Raw genomic sequence first — 24,223 nt, forward strand, 5'->3', positions numbered from 1 at the left:
GCCTGGTGTACGCCGTGCTACGCGAGCCCGGCGCGTTCCATCGCCTCGGTGCCGGCCCGCAGCGAGGCGATCCGCTCGTCGAGCGTGAAGCCCGCGGGAGCCAGGGTCAGGGTGGTGACCCCGGCTGCGGCGTAGGCCTGCATCCGGTCCGCGATCCGGTCGACGGAACCGAGCAGTGTGGTCTTGTCGATCAGGTCGTGCGGAATGGCGGCCGCGGCGCCCTGCTTGTCGCCGGACAGGTACTTGTCCTGGATCTCGGCGGCCTCCTTCTCGTACCCCATGCGCTGGGCGAGCTGGTTGTAGAAGTTCTGCTTGCGGCTGCCCATGCCGCCGACGTACAGCGCCGTGTACGGGCGGAAGGTGTCGGCGAGCGCGGCCACGTCCTTGTCGTCGCCGACGGCCAGCGGCAGGGTCGGGCAGACGTCGAACCCGTCGAGCGTCTTGCCGGCCTTCTCGCGCCCGGCGCGCAGGTACTGGATCGCCGTGTCCTCGAGATGATCGGCGGAGGGGAAGATGAGAAGAGCCCCGTCGGCGATCTCGCCGGTCTGCTCGAGGTTCTTCGGGCCGATCGCGGCGATGTACAGCGGGATGTGCTCGCGCTCCGGGTGCACGGTCAGCTTGATCGGCTTGCCCGGGCCGCCGGGCAGCGGCAGCGTCCAGTGCTGTCCCTCGTAGGACAGCCGCTCGCGCGTCATGGCCTTGCGGACGATCTCGACGTACTCACGCGTGCGTGCCAGCGGCTTGTCGAACTTGACGCCGTACCAGCCCTCGGAGACCTGCGGCCCGGAGACGCCGAGGCCGAGCCGGAAGCGCCCGCCGGAGAGCGAGTCGAGAGTGGCGGCGGTCATCGCGGTCATCGCCGGCTGGCGGGCCGGGATCTGGAAGATGGCCGAGCCGACGTCGATGCGCTCGGTCTGGGCGGCGACCCAGGTGAGCACGGTGGCCGCGTCCGAGCCGTACGCCTCGGCGGCCCAGCACACGGCGTACCCCAGCCGGTCGGCCTCCTGCGCGACGGCGAGATTGTCCGCGTCCATTCCGGCACCCCAGTAGCCGAGGTTGATCCCGAGCTGCATGGCCGATCCCCTTACCGATCAGTAACGTCCCTGTTCCGGAGACACTAGCGGACGCGCCGGGCCCTGGGCAGTGACGCCGGACTCCCGCGCCAACGCCTGTTCCACTCGGGGAAACTGGTTGTCCACAGGCCCCCACACGACAGGTTCTGGCCAGTAATCTCGGCGTTCATGGAGCAGAGGCATCTCGGCCGCACCGGCCTGCGTGTGTCCCGTATCGGACTCGGCACCCTCACGTGGGGCAGGGACACCGACGAGCACGACGCCGCGGACCTCTTGAAGACGTTCTGGGAGGCGGGCGGCACGCTCGTCGACACGGCGGACGTGTACGGCGACGGTGAGGCCGAGTATCTGCTGGGCCAGCTCATAGAAGGGCTGGTCCCGCGCCGGGACCTGGTCATCTCGACGAAGGCGGGCTCGGTCCCCGACCCGGACCGCCGCTTCGACGGCTCCCGCGGCCACCTGCTCTCCGCGCTCGACGCCTCACTCGCCCGTCTCGGCACGGACTACGTCGACGTGTGGCACATCCACGCCTTCGACCCGGACACGCCGCTGGAGGAGACGCTCCACGCCCTCGACCTGGCGGTCGGCAGCGGGCGCGCGCGGTATGCCGGTGTCTCCAACTTCTGCGGCTGGCAGCTCGCCAAGGCGGCGACCTGGCAGCTGGCGGCGCCGGGGGTGCGGACGCGGCTGGCGAGCACGCAACTGGAGTACTCGCTGCTCCAGCGCGGCGTAGAACGCGAGGTGCTGCCGGCCGCCCTCGACCTGGGCATCGGCCTGCTGCCGTCGTCCCCGCTGGGCCGCGGCGTCCTGACGGGCAAGTACCGCAACGCGACACCGGCCGACTCGCGCGGCGCGTCGGAGCACTTGGCACCGTTCGTCGCGCCGTACCTCGACGACACGGCGAGCCGCATCGTGGACGCCGTGCAGACCGCGGCGGACGGGCTGGCGGTGACGCCGCTCCAGGTCGCCCTCGCCTGGGTCCGGGACCGGCCCGGGGTGGCCGCGCCCATCGTCGGCGCGCGCAACGCGCAGCAGCTCACGGCGGCATTGTCAGTGGAGGCGCTTAGTCTTCCTGACGAGATCTGCCGGGCGCTCGACGACGTGTCGGCGCCCGTGCACCGCTATCCCGATCACGACTGGAGCACGCTGTGAGCACGGAGCCCGAGACCACGCAGGACGGCCCGCCGGAGGACACCGGCGCCCTTCCTGCCACGGGAGGCGGTGACCTGGCCGGGGGCCGTGAGGTGGAGTCGGCGGCGGACGCCGGGGGCGCGGACGCGAGGGAGGCGCCGGGAGCTGAGGGCGGGGAGGCCGGGACCACGGGTCACGGGTCCGAGGTCGACGGCGGTGAAGGTGAGGCCGGGGCGGGGGACTCCGTGGCCGACGCCGGGGAAGACGGGACGCCGGGCCAGGAGCCGACGGGCGAGGACGGCGAACGGGCGGGTGCGGCCAGAGGGTCCGAGGCCCAGGACGATGAACGCGCGGGTGCGACCCGAAAGCCCGAAGCCCAGGACGATGAACGCGCGGGTGCGACCCGAAAGCCCGAAGCCCAGGACGATGAACGCGCGGGCGCGACCCGAGAATCCGAAGCCCAGGACGGCGAACACACCACCGCGACCCGAGAATCCGAAGCCCACGTCGCGGCGCAGGACTCCGCAGCCGACGCCGACGAGGGCAGGACCGCGGCCCAGCTCTCCGAGGCCGAGGCCGAGATCGCGGCGCAGCGGCTGGAGCGGGAGCGGATCGAGCGGCGGAAGGCCGAGAGGCAGGGGCCCATCGAGGCCGGGACCAAGCTCAGCGGGAAGGCCGCCGATCTGCTGGCCGCCGTACGGGCCGTGGAGAGCGGTGCGAAGCCCGTTGCCGCGGTGTTCAGCGAGCCGGAGCCCGCACCGCGCCGCCCCGCCCCCGAGCCGGTGCACCGGCCCCAGCCGGTCGCGGCCGAAGCCCCCGCGGCCACCGCGTCGCCGGAGACCGTCGATTCCGTACGGCGCGTACTGACCGACGGCGGTGCACCGGACGCGCTCGCACCGCAGGTCGCCACGGTCCTCGGTGAGGGCGCGGGCGAGCAGTTGCGGGAGGACCCCTGGCAGTTGCTGCGCGTCGCCGGTGTACGGCCCGAGCAGGCCGACGGGTTCGCGCGGGCGCTGCTCGGCGCGGAGTGCGGACCGGACGACGAGCGGCGGGGCCGTGCCGTCACCGTCTGGCTGCTGGAGCAGGCGGCCCTGGCCGGGCACACCGCGCTGGAGATGCCGACACTCACGGCTGCGCTGGCCCAGCGGGGTGTGCCGGACGCCGATACGGCCGTGCAGAACGCGATCGCGGAAGGCGACGCCCTGGTCTTCCAGGACGCCCTGGACGAACCCGGGGCGCCGGTCCGCCGGGACGACGAGGCGGAGGAGGGCAAGGACGAGGAACGCCCGGTCCGGATCCTCGTCGGTCTGGAGCGGTACGCCCTCGCGGAGGAGAGCCTCGCCGACGGACTGGCCCGGCTGATCGACTCCGTGCCGAAGCAAGACGGTTCGGCCGAGGACTGGGAGCGGGCCACCGCCGAGGGCTCCGCCGGTGAGCTGATCCGCGCGGTCGCGGCGAACGGCCTGGTCCTCCACACCGGCGGCGAGGCGTCCCTGACCGAGCCGGCCGCACTGCTGCGCACGGCGCAGGCCCTGGGGCTGCGTGCTTGGGCGGCCGCACACAGCCCGATCGGCCGGGACCGCTTCGCGGCGCTGATGAGCGCGTCCAGCCGACCGGGCAGTTCTTCACCGGGCGGAACCACACCCGACAGCTCCACGCCGGCCAGCCCCGCCCCGGGCCTTTCATCGCCAGGCGGACCCGCGCTGGGCAGCCGCACGCCCGACGGGCTCGCCGCGGTCGAGTTCGCGCCGGACAACCGGACGTCGGACGGCCGGACGCCGGACGCCCACGCTCCGGTCGGCCGCGCCGTTTCGGGACAGTCCGGTGTTGCCACCGTCGCCGGGCTGCTGGCCGGTGCCGAAGGCCCCGGCCGGGATGCCGACGGGGCCTTGGATCTTGACCTGCTGGTGGTGCTCGATGCGCCTCAGCTGGATGTCGAGGTGGCCGCGCTGATCGCCGAGTCGTTGCCGGACGGGGCCCGGCTGGTGCTGGCCGGGGATCCCGGGGTGCTGTGGTCGGCGGGGCCCGGGCGGGTGTTCGCCGATGTGCTGGCCGCACGGGTCTGCCCGCAGGTCACCTCGCGGCGGCCGGATCCCGGGCCGCTGGGCGAGCTGGTGTCCGGTATCGGCATCGGTGAGCTGAACCAGGTCGAAGCGCCCGGCAAGGAGGTCGTGATCGTGCCGGTGCGGGACGCGGGCGAGGCCGTGCACCGGACCGTGCAACTGGTCGCCGACTCGGTGCCGCGGGCGATCGGCGTCCCGGCCGAGGAGACCCAGGTGATCACGCCGGGCCATGGCGGCGCGGCCGGCACACGTGCGCTCAACACCGCCCTCAAGGAGCGGCTCAACCCGGGCCCCGGCCGGTTCGGCGGCTTCGACCCCGGCGACCGGATCGCCTACTCCCCCGCGCCGGGCCGTACGCTGCCGGGCCACGTGGTGAAGGCCGACGCCGACGGGCTGCACCTGTCCTGCGCCGGCGAGGCCGTCGTCGTACCGAAGGACCGGGTGGAGCAGTCCGTGCGGCACGGCTGGGCGCTGACCGCGCACCAGGCGGTGGGCTGCCGGTGGCCCGCGGTGGTCGTGGTGCTGCCCGGCGACGCCGCGCAGGCCCTCAGCCGTCCCTGGGTCTACACGGCGTTCGGGCGGGCGGACCGTCACCTCTCGGTGGTCCACGGCGTGGACCAGGCGCTCCCGCGCGCGGTGTCCGAGGTCCCACCGAAGCCCCGCACCACCCGCCTGCCCACCCTGCTCGCCCCTCAGGTCCCGACGGAGAGCTGACGGCAACGGCGGTGGTCACGGAGGGACGACCCTCCGTGACCACCGCCGTTGCGGCAGGAGTCGGCTCCGCTCAGCGATCCGCGTCCAGCGGCTCCAGGTCCTCGTCCTCGTCCAGGTCCGCGTCGAGCTCGTCCTCGACGTCCTCGACGTCCTCGACGTCCTCGTCGGTATCCGCGTCCGTGTCCACGTCCGCGTCGTCGATCTCGTCGTCCAGTTCGTCGTCGAAGACCGCGCTGACGTCGAAACGGCACACCACCCGCTGCGGGTCGGCCGACTCGAACGGTGCCTCCAGCCACTCGCCCGGCTCGGCCGGTTCGTCCGCGGCGGTCACCCAGAGCGTGGAGTCACCCTCCTCGAGACCGAACTCCTTGTGCCGGGAGGCGATCTCGTCCGGTTCGAACTCGCCGAACAGGATGCCCAGCGCCCCGTGCACCGTGCCGGCCGCCTCCGCGCCCGCCGCGCCGTCCTCGTAGTCCGCCGCCTCGATCCGCTGGGCGTGCGCCAGCAGCCGCTGCGGCTCCGCCACGGCGTAGTCGCGGCGGATCAGCACGCTCAGGGCGTTCGGCTCCTCGGGACCCGTGTACGGCGGCAGGGAGTCCTCGGTGCCGGGGATCTCGAAGGGGGTGACCTCGTCGTAACGGTCGTAGAGCAGCTCGTCGTACACCTCGGCGGCCGCGGCCAGCTCGTTGAACGCCTCGTAGACGGTGGGGTCGTCCTCACCCGACCGGCTTTCGACCGCGGCCAGGTGGCGGTCGAGCGCCGTCTTGACCGCCTCGGCGGCGGCGCGTACCTCGGCAGCGGTGGGCTGCGCAGCATCAGACATAGTGCAGACGCTATCCGTCCGGGGCCTCTGCTTGCACAATAGATGCGATGCCGGAATACGAATTTGTCGACGTGTACGTACCGCGCGGGGTCTCCCGCAAGGACGCCACACGCCTGCTGACGGACCATGCCGAGTACGGACACTGGGAGTTGGACCGCCTGAGCCTGCTGCGCGACGGCAGCCGCAGGGTGCGATTGCGCCGGCGGATCATCCGCCAGGTGCGCGCCACATGGTGAGATGAGCGGACGGAAACGGAGCGGGCCCCGCCAATGCGGGGCCCGCTCCGTTCGACGGCTGCGCCGGTGCCTACGCCGAGGCCCGCGCCTTGCGGTACAGCACCGCGCCCGCGAGCAGTGCCCCCGCGCCGGCCGGCAGGAGGAGGCCCATCGGCAGGTCACTGCCGGTCTGGGCGAGCTGGGCGGCGCCCTGTGGCTGGGTGACCGCCTGCGCGCCCAGCTGGTTGCCGCTCCGCGTCTCGCCGCCCGTGGTGGGCGATGTGCCCAGGGAGGCCGGCTGGGTCGGCTCGACCGGGTTCGCCGTGGTCTCCGGGGCCTCCGGGGCCTCCGGGGTCGCCGGGGTCTCCGGGGTCTCCGGGGTCTCCGGGGTCTCCGGGGTCGCCGGGGTCGCCGGGGTCGCCGGGGTCGCCGGGGTCGCCGGGGTCACGGGGTTCACGGGGTTCGCCGGGGTCGCCGAGTCGCCAGAGGTGCCGGGGGTGACTGGCTGCTCGGGGGTGCCGGAGTTGCCGGGCTGGTCCGGCGTCCCGGGCTGGGTGTCGCCCCCACCGGTGCTGCCGTTGCCGCAGCTGTTGCTCGTGCTGGAGTTGCCGACGCCGATGAGGTCGGCACTGTTGCCGCAGACGTTGACCGGCGCGTGGATGGGCGCCTGCACCGTGTTGCCCGACAGCACGCCGGGCGAGTCACTGGCGTATCCGCCGGCCGACGAACCGCCGCCGGAGTCGGCGTAGCCGCTGGACGAGCCGCTGCCGCCGCTCTGGTTGGCGCAGCTGTTGCCGATCGCCGGGTTGAGCAGCCCGAGGACGTTGACGGTGTTGCCGCAGACGTTCACCGGCACGTGCACCGGCGCCTGCACCGTGTTGCCCGACAGCACGCCGGGCGAGTTCGAACTGGAGCCGCTCGCACCCGAGCCGGTTGCGTAAGCGGCGCTGCCCGCGGCGGCGATCACGCCGGTCGCGGCCGCCACGGTCATCAGACCCTTGCGGGTGACCTGTCGCATTGCTGAATTACCTGCCTTCGACCTTGTCCCGAAATTCCTGTATTCCGAAAGGCCGGTCGGCCCCGGAGCGCATGGCGTGCGCTCCGGGGCCAACGGGCTCAGCCCCTTCAAGGGGCGCGGCACAACGTCAGTTGCTGATGCAGGTGTTGCCGAAGGCGGGGTTCAGCAGCCCGATCACGGAGACCGTGTTGCCGCAGGTGTTCACGGGGACGTGAACGGGAACCTGCAGGACGTTGCCCGACAGGACGCCCGGGGAGTGCGCGGCGGCACCCTGAGCACCCGAGTCGGCAACGGCAAGGCCCGCACCCGCGAGAACCAGGCCACCAGTGGCAGCCGCAGCGGCGACGACCTTCTTGATCATTCTTCCTCCTTGTTGGCAATGCGATCCCAAGTAGCGGATCGCATCACCTGTAACGAGGAGCGGGTAATGGAGCTACGAACTTATGAGTGCATTCACTCTTCTCAGTCAATTCCGCACGCGCGGGCGAATTCAGGACGCGTCGAGGAACCGGTCGAGCACCCGCACGCCGAACTTCAGCCCCGCCACGGGCACCCGCTCGTCGACGCCGTGGAACATGCCGGCGAAGTCCAGCTCCGGCGGCAGCTGCAGCGGCGCGAAGCCGAAGCAGCGGATGCCGAGGTCGTCGAAGGACTTGGCGTCGGTGCCGCCGGACAGCATGTAGGGCACGGCCCGGGCGATCGGGTCCTCGGCGCCGAGCGCCAGCTGCATGGCGTCGACGAGCTTGCCGTCGAAGTCGGTCTCCAGCGCCTTGTCCGCGTGCACGTCCTCACGCCGCACGCGCGGGCCGAGGATGCGGTCGAGGTCGGCGAGGAACTCCTCCTCGTAACCGGGCAGGAAGCGGCCGTCGACGTGCGCGGTGGCCTGGCCCGGGATGACGTTGACCTTGTAGCCGGCGCCGAGCATGGTGGGCGCCGCCGAGTTCCGGAGCGTGGCGCCCACCATCTTGGCGATGCCGCCGAGCTTGGCGAGGGTCTCATCCATGTTCTCGGGGTCGAGGTCGGTGCCGAGCGCGTCGGAGAGCTCGTCGAGGAAGGACCGCACGGTCTTGGTCACGCGCACCGGCCAGGTGTGCCGGCCGAGCCGTCCGACGGCCTCGCACAGTTCGGTGATGGCGTTGTCGTTGTTGGTCATCGAGCCGTGGCCCGCGGTGCCGTCCACGGTGAGCCGCATCCAGTGCATGCCCTTCTGGGCGGTCTCCACCAGGTACAGCCGCAGGTTCTCGTTGACGGTGAAGGAGAACCCGCCGACCTCGCCGATCGCCTCGGTGACGCCCTCGAAGAGGTCCGGGTGCTTGTCGACGAGGTGCCGGGCGCCGTAGGTCCCGCCGGCCTCCTCGTCGGCGAGGAACGCGAGCACGATGTCCCGCGGCGGCTTGCGGCCGCTGCGCAGCCGGTCGCGTACGACCGCCAGGGTCATCGCGTCCATGTCCTTCATGTCGACGGCCCCGCGCCCCCACACGCACCCGTCGGCGATCTCGCCGGAGAAGGGGTGGTGGGTCCAGTCGTCGGCGTTGGCCGGCACGACGTCGGTGTGGCCGTGGATCAGCAGCGCGGGCCGGGACGGGTCCTCGCCCTCGATGCGGGCGACCGTGGAGGCGCGCCCCTTGTGCGACTCGATGATCTTCGGGTCGAGCCCCACCTCGGCGAGCTTCTCGGCGACGTACTCGGCCGCCTTGCGCTCGCCCGGTCCCGAGTGGTCGCCGTAGTTGCTGGTGTCGATCTGGATCAGCTCGCGGCAGAGGTCCACGACCTCGTCCTCGCCGGTGACGCTCCTGGCTGTGTCCGTGTCGCTCACGCTGCTTCCTCCCGCTGTCACTGCTGCCGGTTCCCCTCATCCTCCTCCCCCGGCCGGTCCCGCCCCAAGACGGGCTCCGGGCCGTCACACGCCGTTCACGCCGGGACCGGCGGGTGATCGGCCACCTTCGAAAGCCTGGTAATGTTTTCTCTGTCGCCGCCGGGGGAAACCCCCGCACGACAGACACCTTGTCCGGGTGGCGGAATGGCAGACGCGCTAGCTTGAGGTGCTAGTGCCCTTTATCGGGCGTGGGGGTTCAAGTCCCCCCTCGGACACTTGACATGGCGAGGGCCGCGACCGTGAGGTCGCGGCCCTCGCCCGTTGTGTGGGGCAAGTCTCGCCCGGTCGAAGATCACCAGGTCAGCCCCCTTGCCGCCGCCCCCGCGCAGCCCCGGACGGCCGTTCCGAGTGGCGATCCGGGGGGCCCGAACCTAGCGTCGTACTAAAATTTCCGGCTTGTTACGGAGCTGGAGCCGGACAACCCCAGGCAGACCTGCGGGCCCGCCAGCGCCCCGGAGGCTTCCGGGATCGAGACGCGAGGACCCGATGGCAGCCATACACGAGAGCAGTGCTCTCGGTCTGCTCGACGAAGAGATCCGTGAGCGGTTCGGTGACCGGGCACGTTTCTCCGGGGGACCGGCGGCCTCCGCGCGCACGCTCGTCGACGTCTTCGACGCGTCCGTCCGGTCGTATCCGGACGAACTCGCCCTGGACGACGGCACGACGCGGCTCACCTACCGTGCGCTGGCCGTCGAGGTGGAGCGGCTCAGGCGGCACCTCGCAGAGGCTGGGGTCGGGCTCGGGGACCGGGTCGGGGTGCGGGTCCCGTCCGGCACCAATGATCTTTACGTGGCGATCCTCGCCGTGCTCGCCGCGGGTGCCGCCTATGTGCCGGTGGACGCGGAGGATCCGGACGAGCGGGCCGAGTTGGTGTTCGGGGAGGCGGACGTACGGGCCGTCGTCGGGGCCGGGCACGAGCTCACCGTCCATGGCCGCGGCGACGCCCCCGCCGCCCGTCCCGGTGCCGAGCACGATGCCTGGATCATCTTCACGTCCGGTTCCACCGGGAAGCCCAAGGGTGTCGCCGTCAGTCATCGCAGCGCCGCCGCGTTCGTGGACGCCGAGTCGGCGCTGTTCCTCGCCGAGGAGCCCATCGGGCCCGGGGACCGGGTCATGGCGGGGCTGTCCGTCGCCTTCGACGCGTCCTGCGAGGAGATGTGGCTGGCCTGGCGGTACGGGGCCTGTCTGGTGCCGGTGCCGCGGTCGCAGGTCAGGAGCGGTGCGGATCTCGGGCCGTGGCTGGTCGAGCAGGAGATCACCGTGGTGTCGACGGTGCCGACGCTGGCGGCGCTCTGGGAGCCGGAGGCCCTCAACGACGTACGGCTGCTGATCTTCGGCGGTGAGGCCTGTTCGCCCGAGCTGGCGCAGCGGCTGGTGACGGAGGGGCGCGAGGTCTGGAACACGTACGGGCCGACCGAGGCGACCGTCGTGGCCTGTGCGTCGCTGATGAGCGGTGCGGAGCCGATCCGGATCGGGCTGCCGCTGGACGGCTGGGAACTGGCCGTCGTCGACGAGGCCGGGGAGCCCGTGCCGATGGGCGGCAGCGGTCAGTTGGTGATCGGCGGGGTCGGGCTGGCGCGGTATCTGGATGCCAAGAAGGACGCGGAGAAGTACGCGCCTCTTGAGTCGCTGGGCTGGGAGCGGGCGTACCGCAGTGGTGACCTCGTCAAGGCGGAGCCCGAGGGGCTGGTCTTCCTCGGGCGGGCCGACGAGCAGATCAAACTGGGCGGGCGGCGCATCGAACTGGGGGAAGTCGACGCCGCGTTGCAGGCGCTGCCGGGTGTCGCGGGGGCCGCCGCCGCCGTACGGACCGCCCGCGGCGGCAACCAGCTCCTCGTGGGGTACGTCGTCACACAGGACGGCTGGGACCAGACGGCCGCCGTCGAGAAGCTGCGTGCCGAACTGCCCGCGGCGCTGGTGCCGTTGCTCGCGCCGGTCGGCGAACTGCCGACGCGCACCTCGGGCAAGGTGGACCGGAACGCGCTGCCGTGGCCGTTGGAGGGGCTCGAAACGGGTGGCCCGGCCGAGCAGTTGTACGGCACGGAGGCGTGGCTCGCCGAGCAGTGGACCGAGGTGCTCGGCATCCCCGTGTCGAGTGCGCGGGACGACTTCTTCGCCATCGGGGGTGGCAGTCTCGCCGCCGCCCAGCTGACGACCCGGCTGCGCACGCGTTACCCGAGCGCCGCCGTCCTCGACATCTACCAGCATGCGGTGCTGCGCAAGCTGGCCCGTCGGCTGGAGGAGTCCGCGCAGGGCGACGGCGCCCGGCGCACGATCGCTCCGGTGCCGATGCGCGCCCAGGTCATCCAACTTGTGCTGCTGGTCCCGCTGTTCACGCTGCTCGGGCTGCGCTGGACGGTGGCGCTGGCCGCGGCCGGGAACCTGCTGCCCACGTACTCCTGGCTGCCGACCGCGCCTTGGTGGCTCGTCGCGGCCGGTGCTCTGGTGCTGTTCAGTCCGCCCGGGCGGCTCGCGATCGGTGCGGGCGGGGCGCGGCTGCTGCTGCGCGGGGTGAAGCCCGGTCGGTACGCGCGCGGTGGGGGCGTACATCTGCGGCTGTGGGCCGCGGAGCGGCTGGCCGAGTTCAGCGGGGCGACCTCGCTGACCGGGGCCTGGCTGGAGCGGTACGCGCGGGCGCTGGGCGCCAAGGTCGGGCCGGACGTCGATCTGCACTCGCTGCCGCCGGTCACCGGCCTGCTCAAGCTGGGGCGGGGCGCGGCCGTCGAGTCCGAGGTGGACCTGTCCGGGTACTGGCTGGACGGCGACCGGCTGGAGATCGGCGCGGTCAAGGTCGGCGCGCATGCCGTCGTCGGCACGCGTAGTGTGCTCTTCCCGGGCGCCCGCGTCGGCAAGCGGGCCGAGGTGGCGCCCGGTTCGGCGGTCACCGGGCAGATCCCGACCGGTCAGCGGTGGGCGGGCGCGCCCGCGGTGAAGCTCGGCAAGGCCAAGCGCAACTGGCCCAAGGAACGGCCGCGCCGGGGCACGTACTGGCGTGTGATGTACGGCCTGAGCGGCTTCGCGCTGACCGCGCTGCCGGTGGTGGCGGGGGCGGTCGCGCTCCTCGTGGCGTGGATCTTCATCACCCCGGGCTCGGTGGTGCAGGGCGCCGCGTCGGCGCTCGTACCGGCGACGCTCGTCTTCGGGCTGACGTACGCGCTGCTGATCCTCCTCGCCGTACGGCTGCTGAGCCTCGGTCTGCGTGAGGGCACGCATCCGACGCACAGCAGGGTCGGGTGGCAGGCCTGGACGGTCACGCAGCTGATGGACCGGTCCCGGGAGACGCTGTTCCCGCTGTACGCCGGGCTGGTCACGCCGGTGTGGCTGCGGCTGCTCGGGATGCGCGTCGGCAAGGGCGCCGAGGTGTCGACCGTCCTCGCGCTGCCCAGCCTGACCACGGTCGGCGAGGGGGCGTTCCTGGCCGACGACACGCTGACCGCGCCGTACGAGCTCGGTGGTGGCTGGATGCGGATCGGGCGGGCGGAGATCGGGCGGCGGGCCTTCCTCGGGAATTCCGGGATGACCGCGCCGGGGCGGACCGTGCCGGACGGCGGGCTGGTCGGCGTACTGTCCGCGACGCCGAAGAAGGCCAAGAAGGGCACCTCGTATCTGGGGCTGCCGCCGGTCAGGCTGCCGCGGAGTGCGGCCGGCGGTGACCAGAGCCGGACGTACGATCCGCCGGCCCAGCTGCTGTGGGCGCGGGCGCTGGTGGAGCTGTGCCGGATCGTGCCGGTGTTCGGCTCGGCGGGGCTGGCGGTGCTGACCGTGGCGGCGCTGTGTGCGCTGGGCGTCTGGGCCCCGCTGCTGTCCGGGCTGGTGCTGCTCGGGGCGGGGGCGGTGGCCGGTGCCGTCTCGATCGTCGCCAAGTGGGCGCTTGTGGGGCGGCACCGTGGCGGGGAGCATCCGCTGTGGAGCGGGTTCGTGTGGCGCAACGAGCTGGCGGACACCTTTGTGGAGGTGCTGGCCGTGCCGTGGCTGGCCGGGGCGGTGCCGGGTACGCCGGTGCTGACGGCGTGGCTGCGGGGGCTGGGCGCGCGGATCGGCAAGGGCGTGTGGGTGGAGAGCTACTGGCTGCCGGAGACGGATCTGGTGACCCTGGAGGACGCCGCCACCGTGAACCGGGGCTGTGTGCTCCAGACGCACCTCTTCCACGACCGGATCTTGCGGACGGATACTGTGGTCCTCCGTGAGGGCGCGACGCTGGGTCCTGGCGGGATCGTGCTGCCGGGCAGCACGATCGGGGCCCGCACGACACTGGGTCCCGCATCGCTCGTCATGGCCGCGGAGTCCGTCCCCGACGACACCCGTTGGCTCGGCAACCCGATCGAGTCATGGCGCCCCTGAGCGGCGGTCACCCGGCGTCGGCGGGCGGGGCACCGGCACGGAGTGGCAGCACAGCGCAGGGAGCAGACGCGGCAGTGGCAGTTCAGCAGGCGGCGGGCACGGACCCGTACTTCCCGGACCACGGTGACCCCCGCTACCGGGTGCACCGTTACGAGCTCGCGCTGGACTACCGCCCGGGCCCGAACCGCCTGTCGGGGACGGCCCGCATCAACGCCATAGCGGGACGTTCCCCGCTCACCGAGTTCGTGCTGAACCTCGGCGACTTCAAGATCGGGCGGGTGCGGGTGGACGGCCGCCAGCCGCACTACACGCACCGCGGCGGCAGGCTGCGGATCCGCCCCGGGAAGCCGGTCCGGGCCGGGGCCGCCTTCACGGTCGAGGTGCACTGGTCGGGCAATCCCAAGCCGGTGAACAGCCCGTGGGGCGGGCTGGGCTGGGAGGAGCTGGAGGACGGGGCGCTGGTGGCGAGCCAGCCGATCGGGGCGCCGTCCTGGTACCCGTGCAACGACCGGCCCGCGGACAAGGCGTCGTACCAGATCTCGGTCACCACACCGTCGTCGTACGCGGTGGTGGCGGGCGGGCGGCTGCTGACCCGGACGACGAAGGCCTCGACGACCACCTGGGTGTACGAGCAGGCGGCGCCGACGTCCAGCTATCTGGTCGGGTTGTCGATCGGCAAGTACCAGACGGTGCTGCTGGGCGACCCGGGCCTGGGCGGCGTACCGCAGCACGGGCACATCCCGGCGGATCTGCTCCCCCGGTTCTCACGGGACTTCGCACGTCAGCCCGCCATGATGGACCTCTTCCAGGAGCTGTTCGGCCCGTACCCCTTCGACGAGTACGCGGTCGTCGTCACCGAGGAGGAGCTCGATGTGCCCGTCGAGGCTCAGGGGTTGTCGCTGTTCGGCGCCAACCACGTGGACGGCGCGCGGGGTTCGGAGCGGCTGGTGGCGCACGAGCTGGCGCACCAGTGGTTCGGCAACAGCGTGTCCATCGCGGACTGGCGGCACATCTGGCTGAACGAGGGGTTCGCGAAGTACGCGGAGTGGCTGTGGTCGGAGCGGTCGGGCGGGCGCAGCGCGCAGCAACTGGCGGCCGCCGCACACCGGTTGCTGTCGTCGCTGCCGCAGGATCTGCGGCTGGCCGACCCCGGGCGCAAGTCGATGTTCGACGACCGGCTCTACGAGCGCGGCGGCCTCACCCTGCACGCGGTGCGGTGCGCGCTGGGCGACATCGCGTTCTTCCGCATGCTGCGTGGCTGGGCGGGGCTGCACCGGGGCGGGGCGGTGACGACCACGTCGTTCACCGCGTACGTGGGCCGGTTCGCGCCCGAGCCGCTGGACGACCTGTTCGAGGCGTGGGTGTACGGAACGGCCTTGCCGCCGCTGCCCATGCCGGAGACGCGGGCGGCCGTCTAGCAGAATGGGCGCCATGACCACGCGTTCCTGCCCGTGCGGGCTGCCCGAGGCGTACGCCAAGTGCTGCGGCCGCTATCTCCCCCAGTCTCGAACAAGCTCGACCGGGGGGACCCCCATCGGTGCCGCCGCCGCGCCGACCGCCGAGGCGCTCATGCGGTCCCGCTACTGCGCCTTCGTGCAGCGGGACGAGGCGTATCTGCTGCGGACCTGGCATCCGCGGACGCGGCCGGCGCGGGTGGACTTCGATCCGGGGATGCGGTGGACCGGTCTTGAGATCCTCGGTACGAGCGACGGGTCCGCGTTCCACTCCACGGGGACCGTGACCTTCCGGGCGTCGTTCCGGGGCGGGTCGCTGCACGAGCGGAGCCGGTTCGAGCGCGTGGACGGGGCGTGGGTGTACGTGGACGGGGACTTCCTGAGCTAGCCGGTCCCTACGGCGCCAGGATGTCCAGCTCCTGGAGGGCGCCGACCGTGATCTCGCGGGTCAGGTGCTCCGCGCGCACCGCGTCGCCCGCGCGCACGGCCTCCGCGACCTGGACGTGCAGGGTGACCGCGGCCGGGTCGGGGTCCTCGAACATGACCTCGTGGTGGGTGCGGCCGGCGAGGACCTCGGCGACGACGTCACCGAGGCGGGCGAACATCTCGTTGCCGGAGGCGTTGAGGATCACGCGGTGGAAGGTGACGTCGTGCACGAGGTACCCCTCGAGCTGGTGGCCGCGGGAGTTGGCCACCATGCCCAGGGCGCACTCGGTGAGTTCGGCGCACTGGTCGGCCGTGGCGTGCTTGGCGGCCAGGCCCGCCGCGACCGGCTCGATCGCCGAGCGGAGCACGGTCAGCGAGCGCAGCTGCTGGGGGCGGTCGGCGCCGGCCAGGCGCCAGCGGATGACCTGCGGATCGTAGACGTTCCACTCGGACTTGGGACGGACCGTCACGCCCACCCGGCGGCGGGACTCGACCAGGTGCATGGACTCCAGGACCCGGACCGCCTCACGCATCACCGAGCGTGACACATCGAAGCGCTGCGCCAGCTCGTCCGTGCGCAGGACGCTGCCCGGCGGGTACTCGCCCGCGGTGATCGCGGGACCGAGGGATTCCAGTACATGGCCGTGCAGCCCCCGACCCGGTGTGCTCATGCACTCAGCGTACGCGGCACATCACGGGAACAAAAAGTCTGACTTATTTGCCACAGGGGCTTGAATTAGTCGTACCTAATCGGTTTCAGTTGCGTCGGCGCCCCACGGCGCCACGTTGTGTCGACGGAGACAGCAGACAGTGAGAGCACGATGCAGCAGCTGCGCACCCCCCATGTCGTCGTGGTCATGGGCGTCGCGGGCACCGGCAAGACCACCATCGGTCCCCTGCTCGCGGCCCGGCTCGGCGTTCCGTACGCCGAGGGCGACGACTTCCACCCGCAGGCCAACATCACCAAGATGTCGGCCGGCACCCCGCTCGGCGACGAGGACCGGTGGCCCTGGCTGGACGCCATCGGCAGCTGGGCCCACGGGCGGGCGGGGCTCGGCGGAGTGGTCAGCTGCTCGGCACTGAAGCGGTCGTACCGCGACCGGCTGCGGGCCGCCGCGCCCGGCGTGGTCTTCGTGCATCTCGCGGGCGACCGCGCGCTCATCGAGGACCGGATGGCGCACCGGCAGGGGCACTTCATGCCGACGGCGCTGCTCGACTCCCAGTTCGCCGCGCTCCAGCCGCTGGAGCCGGACGAGGCGGGCGTCGTCGTGGACGTCGCGGGCAGCCCCGAGGAGATCACCCATCGGGCCGTGACGGCCCTCCCCGAGCCGACCCCACAGAGCCCCCCGGGGCCACTTGGTGACCCCGGGCTCTCTGCCCGTACCTGCAAGGGAACCGTTCCGGGGCAGTGAGCGGGTGAGTTCGCCCACTGGCGCGCCCCGAACGGTCTTGGGCGCACTGGTCGTCCGCTTTCGCATCCCGGGCGGCGACACGGATCGCGTCCGTGGTCCGAGCCGGGCGGGCGGGCGGAGTCCCTCACGACCTGGCCTGTGGATGCGGCCAGAGGCGACGGGGAAGCCCTGAACCATCACGCTGACGCTACCCCGGCCCACCCAGAGCCCTGCAAGCCTGCGACCTCTCCGGCCCGCCGCACGGCGTGCAGGGCGACGGACCCGCGCCGACACCACCGTACAGGCCGGTGATCCGGACGACGCCGGGTGGCCGTCGGAGGTGGACGTGGCGGTCGAGGCGTCGGGAGTGGCCGCCGGGCTGGACACCTGTCTGCGGCTGGTACGGCGCGGGGGTGTGGTCGTGCAGCTCGGGATGCTGCCGCCGGGGCAGTCGCCCTTCGCCGGGAACCTCGTCGTCAGCCGGGAGATCGAGCTGCGGGGGGCGTTCCGGTTCGACGGGGAGTTCGACGACGCGCTGGAACTCCCGGCGGGCGAGGCGCTGTTCGGCGGGCTGGTGAGTGCGGTGGTGCCGGTGCGGCAGGCCGAGTCGGCCTTCGCGCTGGCCGCGGACCGGAGAAGCCGGGCCTGCAAGGTGCTGCTGGACTTCGCCTCTTGAGCAACCTTTGGCCACTGCCTCCGCAGCGTCTCTGATCAGCTAAGTGATCCCATGTGAGACATGGTGTCTGGTGTGGGTTCTGTCCACCGTGGAGGGGTGGCATGGGCGTGCAGGTGGAATCCTGCGCCCCGTGCCGCTCCTCGTGGCTTGTGCCGGTTGGTGGGTGTGCTGATCGTTGTCACGCCTGGTGCCGGTGGGCTGCGCGGGGCAGCCGTCTCCGGCCCGTGGGTGCGTGACCCTCCGGACGCTGGCCCGCAGGGGCCGGTAGAGCCGGTAGAGCCGGTAGAGCCGGTAGAGCCGGTAGAGCCGGTAGAGCCACCCTCGGCCGAGGCGACGGTCCAGCCCAGCCGGCGTAGGGCCATCCACGCGTTCGACGGCAGTGTCCGTCCCTCAGCGTCCACGCCGGAGGCGAGCGCGTCCACATCGGCGGCATTCCAGTGCACGGCCAGCAGATCGGCGGGCATGCCGGAGACCAGACGGGCAGCCCAGTCCACCCGCTGCGCCAGCGCAGCCGTCGACAGTGTCCGGCCTGTTTTCTCCACCACGCCCGTACGCAGCAGACCACGGGCACAGGCGGTGCGGGCCGTCTCGCCCCCACCCAGCGGCAGCTTCCGGCTCACCGCGAGGTTCCCCCGGGATGCGAAGGGAGCTGACAGCGGGTCAGATGGGACGCATGAGAGGACCTGTGACCATGGCTGGAAACACGTGAGCCTGGGCGACACCGCTTCCCGGACGGGCCGGACAGGCCCGTCATGAGGGGACTTGAGGCATCCGAGGAGTGCCCGTAGTCAGGTCAGGGACGCCACAGCGGATGCTCCCGTTCCGCCCACTCCCGGCTCACCGACCCCGTCCGCATGCCCCGCCGTGCCTCCGGGTCCCCCAGCGCCATCCCGATGTGACCGGCGAGGACGATGCCGATCGTCAGGGCCAGCCAGTCGTGGACGAAGGTGGCGCTGGTGCGCCACTGGAGAGGTGTGAGGTGGGTGAACCACATCAGCAGGCCGGTGCCGAGCATGACCAGCGTCGCGCCGGCGATCCAGGCGGCGTAGATCTTCTGCCCGGCGTTGAACTTGCCCGCCGGCCGGGACGCGGGGCGCTTGTCGCGGTGCAGGGCGGCGCGCAGCCAGCGGCGGTCGTGCGGGCCGAAGCGGTTGAGGAAGCGCAGGTCGGAGCGGAAGGCGCGGGAGACGAGGCCCGCCAGTACCGGTACGGGCAGGGCGAGTCCGGCCCATTCGTGGACGCGGACCACCAGTTCGCGGCGGCCGACTAGTTCGGCGAGCTGGGGGACGTAGAGGCAGGCGGCGGTCAGCACGCAGATGCCCATCAGCGCGGCCGTCGTGCGGTGCACCCAGCGTTCGGCGCGGCTGAAGCGGCGGATCCCGGTCGTCGCGGGCGCGGGGGTGTCAGCTCGTAGGCTCATCGTCGCGTCCGTTCGAGCGGCCCACCCAGGCGTCGACGTCGTAGCCGCGCTCCTCCCAGTAGCCCGGGCGGACGTCCTCGGTGACGGTGATGCCGGAGAGCCACTTGGCGGACTTGTAGAAGTACATGGGCGCCACATAGAGGCGGACGGGGCCGCCGTGGCTGTGGCCGATGTTCTTGTCCTGCATGCGCAGGGCGACCAGGACGTCGGAGCGGCGGGCCTGGTCGAGGGTGAGGCTCTCGGTGTAGGTGCCGTCGAAGCAGGTGAAGCGCACCGCCCCGGCCTCTTGGCGCACTCCCGCGGCGTCGAGGAGCCGGGACAGGCGCACCCCCTCGAACGGGGTGTCGGGGACCCGCCAGCCGGTGACGCACTGGACGTCGCGGACCATCCGGGTCTGCGGCAGGGCGCGGAGGTCCGCCAGGGTGTAGGTCCGGGGGCGGTCGACCAGGCCGTCGATCTTGAGGCGGTAGCTGGTGGCGTTCTTGTGGGGTACGGACGACGCGACCGAGTAGTAGCGGAAGCCGCCGCCGTTGGGCAGCAGTTCGGTCAGGCCGGTGGGGTCCGTGTCGGCGGCGCTCGCGAGGAAGGACTCCAGGCCGCGCTGCAGGGTGGGCGCGGTGACCACGCCGAGGGCGCCCAGGCCGAGGGTGCCGAGGAGGACGCGGCGGCCGATGGGCTTGCCGCGTTCCTCTGCCGATTCGTCGTTCACCTGTTCATTCGAGCACCCTCGACCCGTGCGGGACCAGGGGTCGAGGGTGCTCGTCAGGGTTCCGTAACCACTTCTTACGCGGTTCTCATGGGGTTTTCGGTCCGGCCGCCGCCTTCTCCAGCTGGAACGCCTCGTTGCCGAGGCCGATGCGGGCGTGCACGTGGGGGGCGCGGGAGCGCAGGACCAGGCCCTGGAGCAGGCCTACGACCAGGGCGAGTCCGATGATGCCGGGCAGGATCCAGCTGAGGGACGAGCCGGGGCCCGCGCCGACGAGGACGTCGAAGTCCTTCACCGTGTAGCCGATGATGAACAGCAGGGCGAGGGTGGCAAGCCCGGCGGCGGCCAGCCGCCAGAACTGGGCGCCGGCGGCTCCGCGGCGGACGAAGAAAGCGATGACGGAGACCGAGGCGACGGCCATCAGCAGGGTGACGCCGAGGGCGCCGATGTTGCCCATCCAGGTGAACAGGTGCAGGACGGGCGCGGTCGGGTCGCCGGCCGGCTTGTCGTCGGTGAGCGCGAACGCGGCGACGACCAGCAGGGAGATCCCGGTCTGGAGCAGGGAGCCGGTGCCGGGGGCGCCGCTGGCGCTGCTGGTGCGGCCGAAGGCGGCGGGCAGCAGGCCCTCGCGGCCCATGGCGAAGGCGTAGCGGGCGACGACGTTGTGGAAGCTGAGCATGGCCGCGAACATGCCGGTCACGAACAGGATGTGCAGGACGTCCGTGAAGGTGCCGCCGAGCAGGTCGCCGGTGAGGAAGAAGAGCAGCCCGGCGCTCTGCTCCTGCGAGGTGCCGATGACGGCCGAGGGCCCGGTGGCGACGGTGATCGCCCAGCAGGTGAGCGTGTAGAAGACGGCGATGCCGCCGATGGCCAGGAACATCACCCGGGGTACGAGGACGTGCGGGCGGCTGGTCTCCTCGGCGTAGACGGGGGCCTGCTCGAAGCCGAGGAAGGCGGCGACGCAGAAGCACAGGGCGGTGCCGATGCCCGCGCCGGAAAGGGTGTCCGGGTTGAAGGCGTGCAGCGAGAGGCCCTCAGGGCCGGGGTCGGACACGGCGGCCACGTCGAAGATGACCACCAGGGCGACCTCGATGAGCAGCAGTACGCCGAGCACGCGCGCGTTGAGGTCGATCTTCAGCCAGCCGAGCAGCCCGACGGCGAGCACGGCCACGAGCGCCGGAACCCACCAGGCGATCTCGACCTCGAGATAGGTGGCGAACAGACCGGACACCTCGAAGCCGAAGATGCCGTAGATGCCGACCTGGAGCGCGTTGTAGGCGACGAGCGCGACCAGGGCGGCACCGGCGCCGGCGGTGCCGCCGAGGCCGCGGGAGATGTACGCGTAGAAGGCGCCGGCGTTGTGGACGTGCCGGCTCATCTCGGCGTAGCCGACGCTGAACAGGGCGAGGACGATGCCGAGGACCACGAAGAGGAGGGGCTGTCCGACGATGCCCATCACCGCGAATGTGGTGGGCATGACACCCGCGACGACCATGAGGGGGGCGGTCGCGGCGAGAACGGAGAGCAGCAGCCCCCCGGTGCCGAGGCGATCGGCGCGCAGAGCCCGTTCCTGCCCCTTGAACGTACTGATGCCGCCGCCGTCGGCGGTGACTCTGCTCGTGCTGGAACTGCCCGTCGTCATCGCAAGACCGTCCTTCGTAGGGTTTCCGGGGGGCGTTCAGGCCGTGCCGAGTGCTCCGGCGCGGGCGGTACGGAAGGCGGGGTAGGGGTCGCGGTCCGGGTACGACCAGGGCACCGGCGTGACATGTCCGCCGATGCGGTGGAACAGGGCGGCGGCCTCGGCTCCGCGGCCCTCGCAGACCTTGGCGTGGGCGAGGAAGTTGAGGTCGACCAGGCGGCGCGGGTGTCCTTCGTGCTCCCATTCCAGCCACCAGTCGAAGGCGGCCTTCATCACCTGCCGGGCCCGGCGCCCGGTCCAGTGTCCGGAGACGGCGGGGTCGGCGGGTTCGTGCCCGGTGGCGGCGAGGACGCGGTAGCGCTCGGCGTGCGCGACGACCGGCAGGATGGCGAGCGGGGAGTCGGCGGGGGCGCGGTCGGCGGCGCCGTTGGCGAAGTCGTACACCTCGTGCAGCGGGTCCGGGCCGGCGTCGGCGTGACGCTCGGCGAGCCGGGCGACCATCAGGTGGTGGGCGTGATGGTGGTCGGCGTAGCGGCCGCGGACCTCTCCGAAGAGCCGGAAGACCTCCTCCTCGGCGCCCAGGGCACGCTCCAGCATGAGCAGCCCGAGCCATGGTGTGGGGTCGGCGGGCGCGAGGGCGGCTGCGGCGTGACAGGCCTCGCGGGCCCGGACCGGTTTCTCCTTGCCGCGTAAGGCGCGCTGCACCTGGGCGAGGGCGAGCAGGGCGGCGGCGTCGCCGGAGTCGGGTTCGGCGAGCAGCCAGTCCCGGGCCCAGGCGGCGGCGTGCGGCTCCAGGGCGAGGACGGTGACCCGATGCCCCCGCCGGTCCCATTCGTCGCCGGTGCGGGCGAGTAACGAGCGGGTGGTCTGCCACCGTCCCTGGGCCAACGCGGTGCGGGCGGCGGCGAGTTCGCCGTCGTCGAGTGCTGCGTCCAGAGTGTGGGCCGCGCGTCTGCGGCCACGGCCCAAGGGTGGCGGAGGTGGGGACACCGCGGAGACTTCCTCACGCGACGCGGTTCGTCGTCGGTACGGGGGCGGAAAGGGGGTCGCAAGGGGGCGGCAAGGGGGGCGGGTGTTCGGGCTGCATTCGCGCTGCCATCAGTTGATCACGCACAGCAAACCCGCAGCCAACGCTTTCCGTCAAGGGCCGCAGATGCGTTACACGCGTCAACTTCCGTTACGAAAGGGACAGTTGTGGCTCCTGGGACCTTCGCCCACGAGGGAATATATGGCTTATGTGGCGTACGCCATGGCGCAGCCGGCGTGGGCAGCGGACCATTACGGGACAGCCACGCCGGGCCCGGACACGCTAGAGTCGGCCCTCACGCACCCCGTGGCCCGCCGATGATCATCGAGGTACGCAGCGTGTCGGTTCAGGTTCTGATACTCGCCGTGAGCGCTGCCTGCTGCCTGGGCTTCGGCTTCGTACTCCAGCAGAACGCAGCCCAGCGGGCCCCGCTGAACGACTTCCTCTCGCCCCGGATCCTCCTCGACCTGGTGAAGGTGCCGCGCTGGCTGGGCGGCATCGGGCTGATGGCGGTCGGCATGGCGCTGGGCGCGATGGCACTGGGCCAGGGTGAGATCTCCCTGGTGGAGCCGCTGCTCGCAACGAACCTGCTCTTCGCGCTGGCCCTCTCCCGCCGCCAGACCAAACAACCTCTGGGCCGCCAGGGCTGGGCGGGCCTCGCGCTGCTCGCGGGCGGGGTGACGGCGTTCATCGTGGCGGGCGAGCCGCGCGGCGGCACCCCGGTCGCCGACCCACTCCGCCCCTGGCTGATCATCGGCGCCATGCTCGGCCTGGCCCTGCTGCTGACGACGTACGCGAAACGCTCGCGCCTCAGCTCCGGCCCGGTCCTGCTGGCGCTTGCCGCCGGTCTTCTCTACGGCGTGCAGGACGCGCTGACGCGGGTGAGCGGCCAGCGGTTCGCCGAGGGCGGCCTCATGGAGGTCCTGACCGGCTGGCAGCCGTACGCCGTGCTGGTACTCGGCGTCACCGGTCTGATCCTGGTACAGAGCGCGTTCGAAACAGCGTCCCTGCGCATGTCCCTGCCCGCCCTGACCGCGGCCCAGCCGCTGGCCGGCATCGCCTGCGGAGTGGGCTTCCTCGGCGACCGGCTGCGCACCGACCCCGGAGCACTGGCCTGGGAGGCGGCCGGGCTCGCGGCGGTCGTGATCGGCATCATCCTGCTCGGCCTGCATCCGGCGATGCCGTGCGGGACGACGGAGGCGCGGCGGACGCCGGCCCTGCAGTCACGCTGACGGCCCGCGCCGGCGCGGGTGAGCGGCCGGCGGTTCGCCGAGGGCGGCCTCATGGAGGTCCTGACCGGCCGGCAGCCGGCCGCGGACTATTCGGTGGCCCGCGTGTCCCGATGCGGTCGGCGCCGGCGGTCGCTTTTCGGGCCTGTCTCCGGTGTGGTGATCCCCGATTCGCCAGCCGCCGTGCTTGAACTTGCCCGGGTCCTCGCGCCCGTGCACCGCGACCTGCTTCGGGACGCGGCCGCGCCGACGGGACCGCCCGCGTCCCTGCTTGGATGGCCCCATGAGCGCTGCTGACGAAATCCTCGACATCGTCGACGAGAACGACCAGGTCATCGGGCAGTCCCCACGCGGCCGGGCGTACGCCGAGGGCCTGTGCCATCGCTGCGTCTTCATCCAGGCCCGGGACGCCGAGGGCCACGTCTTCGTCCATCGCCGCACCCCGACCAAGCTGGTCTTCCCCTCCCTCTATGACATGTTCGTCGGTGGTGTCGTCGGCGCGGGTGAGTCCTACGACGACGCGGCGCTGCGCGAGGCGTCGGAGGAACTGGGTGTCACCGGTCTGCCCCGCCCCGAGTTCCTCTTCAAGTTCCTGTACGACGACGGCGCCGGGCAGACCTGGTGGTCGGCGGTGTACGAGGTGCGCTGCGAGCTGCCGGTGAATCCGCAGGTGGAGGAGGTCGCGTGGCACGACTTCCTGCCGGAGGGCGAGGTGGAGCGGCGGCTGGCGCAGTGGGCGTGGGTGCCGGACGGGCTGGCGGCCTGGGAGCGGCTCAGGGCGTATCGGACGGCGGGCTGAACACGGACGCCCGGACCGGGCCGGGGTCGCCGCTGCCACCACTGAGCGGACTGGCGCCCTGCGCATCCCAGAAGGGGCTCGCCCGGAAGGGTTGCCCAGCAGGCGCTCGGCCGCCTCGGGGGCCGCTGCGGCGGCGAGCAGGTCGGGCCAGGACAGCCCCGGCCCGGTGTGGTGTCCGTCGATCGAGGCGAGGTGGGTCTCC

19 protein-coding genes, 1 tRNA gene and 1 pseudogene are annotated in these 24,223 nt (G+C 72.2%); 11 read left to right on the forward strand and 10 right to left on the reverse strand.

The annotated features are described in order from the left end of the window. Positions 1 to 17: 17 nt before the first annotated feature. A complete protein-coding gene (locus AQJ91_RS44320; RefSeq protein ID WP_067034659.1) occupies positions 18 to 1,073 on the reverse strand; it encodes an LLM class F420-dependent oxidoreductase in 1,056 nt (351 codons plus the stop codon). Between the two features lie 168 nt (positions 1,074 to 1,241). Here AQJ91_RS44320 and AQJ91_RS44325 point away from each other — a divergent pair, with 168 nt between their 5' ends. Both AQJ91_RS44325 and AQJ91_RS44330 read left to right on the forward strand, forming a co-directional pair. Then, the gene (locus AQJ91_RS44325) at positions 1,242 to 2,225 is read left to right on the forward strand and encodes an aldo/keto reductase (RefSeq protein ID WP_067034661.1); all 984 of its coding nucleotides are present in this window, start codon (positions 1,242 to 1,244) and stop codon (positions 2,223 to 2,225) included. Continuing rightward, positions 2,222 to 4,981 carry a helix-hairpin-helix domain-containing protein gene (locus AQJ91_RS44330; protein WP_234383408.1) on the forward strand — a complete coding sequence of 920 codons (2,760 nt, stop codon included), beginning with the start codon at positions 2,222 to 2,224 and terminating at the stop codon, positions 4,979 to 4,981. The genes AQJ91_RS44325 and AQJ91_RS44330 overlap by 4 nt, the downstream gene beginning before the upstream one ends. A gap of 70 nt (positions 4,982 to 5,051) precedes the next feature. Here AQJ91_RS44330 and AQJ91_RS44335 read toward each other — a convergent pair whose 3' ends face one another. Further along, entirely contained in the window at positions 5,052 to 5,804 is a 753-nt protein-coding gene (locus tag AQJ91_RS44335) for a hypothetical protein (protein ID WP_067034663.1), read from the reverse strand. 47 nt (positions 5,805 to 5,851) lie between these two features. Between AQJ91_RS44335 and AQJ91_RS44340 the strand changes: the two genes are divergently transcribed. Next, a complete protein-coding gene (locus AQJ91_RS44340) occupies positions 5,852 to 6,040 on the forward strand; it encodes a DUF5703 family protein (RefSeq protein WP_005485166.1) in 189 nt (62 codons plus the stop codon). Between the two features lie 70 nt (positions 6,041 to 6,110). Here the strand turns inward: AQJ91_RS44340 and AQJ91_RS44345 are convergent, their stop codons facing one another. From AQJ91_RS44345 to AQJ91_RS44355, 3 genes are all read right to left on the reverse strand, one after another. Then, positions 6,111 to 7,037: a chaplin gene (locus AQJ91_RS44345; protein ID WP_067034668.1), complete on the reverse strand. Its 927-nt coding sequence runs from the start codon at positions 7,035 to 7,037 to the stop codon at positions 6,111 to 6,113. 127 nt (positions 7,038 to 7,164) lie between these two features. After that, on the reverse strand, positions 7,165 to 7,398 hold the full coding sequence (chpH, locus tag AQJ91_RS44350; protein WP_067034670.1) for a chaplin ChpH: 234 nt from the start codon (positions 7,396 to 7,398) through the stop codon (positions 7,165 to 7,167). Positions 7,399 to 7,527: 129 nt separating this feature from the next. Continuing rightward, the gene (locus AQJ91_RS44355) at positions 7,528 to 8,853 is read right to left on the reverse strand and encodes a M20/M25/M40 family metallo-hydrolase (RefSeq protein WP_067034672.1); all 1,326 of its coding nucleotides are present in this window, start codon (positions 8,851 to 8,853) and stop codon (positions 7,528 to 7,530) included. A 190-nt stretch (positions 8,854 to 9,043) separates the two neighbouring features. Between AQJ91_RS44355 and AQJ91_RS44360 the strand changes: the two genes are divergently transcribed. The 4 genes from AQJ91_RS44360 to AQJ91_RS44375 all read left to right on the forward strand — a co-directional run bounded on the left by AQJ91_RS44360 (position 9,044) and on the right by AQJ91_RS44375 (position 15,096). Next, a tRNA-Leu gene (locus AQJ91_RS44360) sits at positions 9,044 to 9,128 on the forward strand. 271 nt (positions 9,129 to 9,399) lie between these two features. Next, entirely contained in the window at positions 9,400 to 13,254 is a 3,855-nt protein-coding gene (locus AQJ91_RS44365) for a Pls/PosA family non-ribosomal peptide synthetase (RefSeq protein WP_067034674.1), read from the forward strand. 74 nt (positions 13,255 to 13,328) lie between these two features. Next, positions 13,329 to 14,672, forward strand: coding sequence for a M1 family metallopeptidase (locus tag AQJ91_RS44370; protein WP_067034677.1), 1,344 nt, complete (start codon positions 13,329 to 13,331; stop codon positions 14,670 to 14,672). A 4-nt stretch (positions 14,673 to 14,676) separates the two neighbouring features. Further along, the gene (locus AQJ91_RS44375) at positions 14,677 to 15,096 is read left to right on the forward strand and encodes a YchJ family protein (RefSeq protein ID WP_067034680.1); all 420 of its coding nucleotides are present in this window, start codon (positions 14,677 to 14,679) and stop codon (positions 15,094 to 15,096) included. A 7-nt stretch (positions 15,097 to 15,103) separates the two neighbouring features. On the opposite strand, the gene AQJ91_RS44380 is transcribed toward AQJ91_RS44375, so the two are convergent. Next, positions 15,104 to 15,805 carry a FadR/GntR family transcriptional regulator gene (locus AQJ91_RS44380; RefSeq protein ID WP_067034684.1) on the reverse strand — a complete coding sequence of 234 codons (702 nt, stop codon included), beginning with the start codon at positions 15,803 to 15,805 and terminating at the stop codon, positions 15,104 to 15,106. Between the two features lie 150 nt (positions 15,806 to 15,955). Here AQJ91_RS44380 and AQJ91_RS44385 point away from each other — a divergent pair, with 150 nt between their 5' ends. Together AQJ91_RS44385 and AQJ91_RS44390 are read left to right on the forward strand one after the other, a co-directional pair. Beyond that, on the forward strand, positions 15,956 to 16,546 hold the full coding sequence (locus tag AQJ91_RS44385; RefSeq protein WP_067034687.1) for a gluconokinase: 591 nt from the start codon (positions 15,956 to 15,958) through the stop codon (positions 16,544 to 16,546). Between the two features lie 226 nt (positions 16,547 to 16,772). Further along, positions 16,773 to 17,201: pseudogene (locus tag AQJ91_RS44390) on the forward strand (zinc-binding dehydrogenase); the annotation flags it as partial. A 793-nt stretch (positions 17,202 to 17,994) separates the two neighbouring features. On the opposite strand, the gene AQJ91_RS44395 reads toward AQJ91_RS44390, so the two are convergent. From AQJ91_RS44395 to AQJ91_RS44410, 4 genes are all read right to left on the reverse strand, one after another. Beyond that, the gene (locus AQJ91_RS44395) at positions 17,995 to 18,621 is read right to left on the reverse strand and encodes a cytochrome b/b6 domain-containing protein (protein WP_067034689.1); all 627 of its coding nucleotides are present in this window, start codon (positions 18,619 to 18,621) and stop codon (positions 17,995 to 17,997) included. Then, positions 18,605 to 19,330, reverse strand: coding sequence for a molybdopterin-dependent oxidoreductase (locus AQJ91_RS44400; RefSeq protein WP_067034691.1), 726 nt, complete (start codon positions 19,328 to 19,330; stop codon positions 18,605 to 18,607). Before AQJ91_RS44400 ends, AQJ91_RS44395 begins: the two co-directional genes overlap by 17 nt. An 85-nt stretch (positions 19,331 to 19,415) precedes the next feature. Continuing rightward, entirely contained in the window at positions 19,416 to 20,969 is a 1,554-nt protein-coding gene (locus AQJ91_RS44405; RefSeq protein ID WP_067034693.1) for an APC family permease, read from the reverse strand. Between the two features lie 36 nt (positions 20,970 to 21,005). Continuing rightward, on the reverse strand, positions 21,006 to 21,956 hold the full coding sequence (locus AQJ91_RS44410) for a hypothetical protein (RefSeq protein WP_067034696.1): 951 nt from the start codon (positions 21,954 to 21,956) through the stop codon (positions 21,006 to 21,008). A 354-nt stretch (positions 21,957 to 22,310) separates the two neighbouring features. Here AQJ91_RS44410 and AQJ91_RS44415 point away from each other — a divergent pair, with 354 nt between their 5' ends. Beyond that, positions 22,311 to 23,225 (forward strand): DMT family transporter, encoded by a 915-nt coding sequence (locus tag AQJ91_RS44415; protein ID WP_199848190.1) that lies wholly within the window; start codon positions 22,311 to 22,313, stop codon positions 23,223 to 23,225. A gap of 280 nt (positions 23,226 to 23,505) precedes the next feature. After that, positions 23,506 to 24,021 (forward strand): NUDIX hydrolase, encoded by a 516-nt coding sequence (locus tag AQJ91_RS44420; RefSeq protein ID WP_067034699.1) that lies wholly within the window; start codon positions 23,506 to 23,508, stop codon positions 24,019 to 24,021. The last annotated feature ends 202 nt before the right edge of the window (positions 24,022 to 24,223 follow it).

Source organism: Streptomyces dysideae (genome assembly GCF_001514305.1).
Taxonomy (GTDB): Bacteria; Actinomycetota; Actinomycetes; order Streptomycetales; family Streptomycetaceae; genus Streptomyces; species Streptomyces dysideae.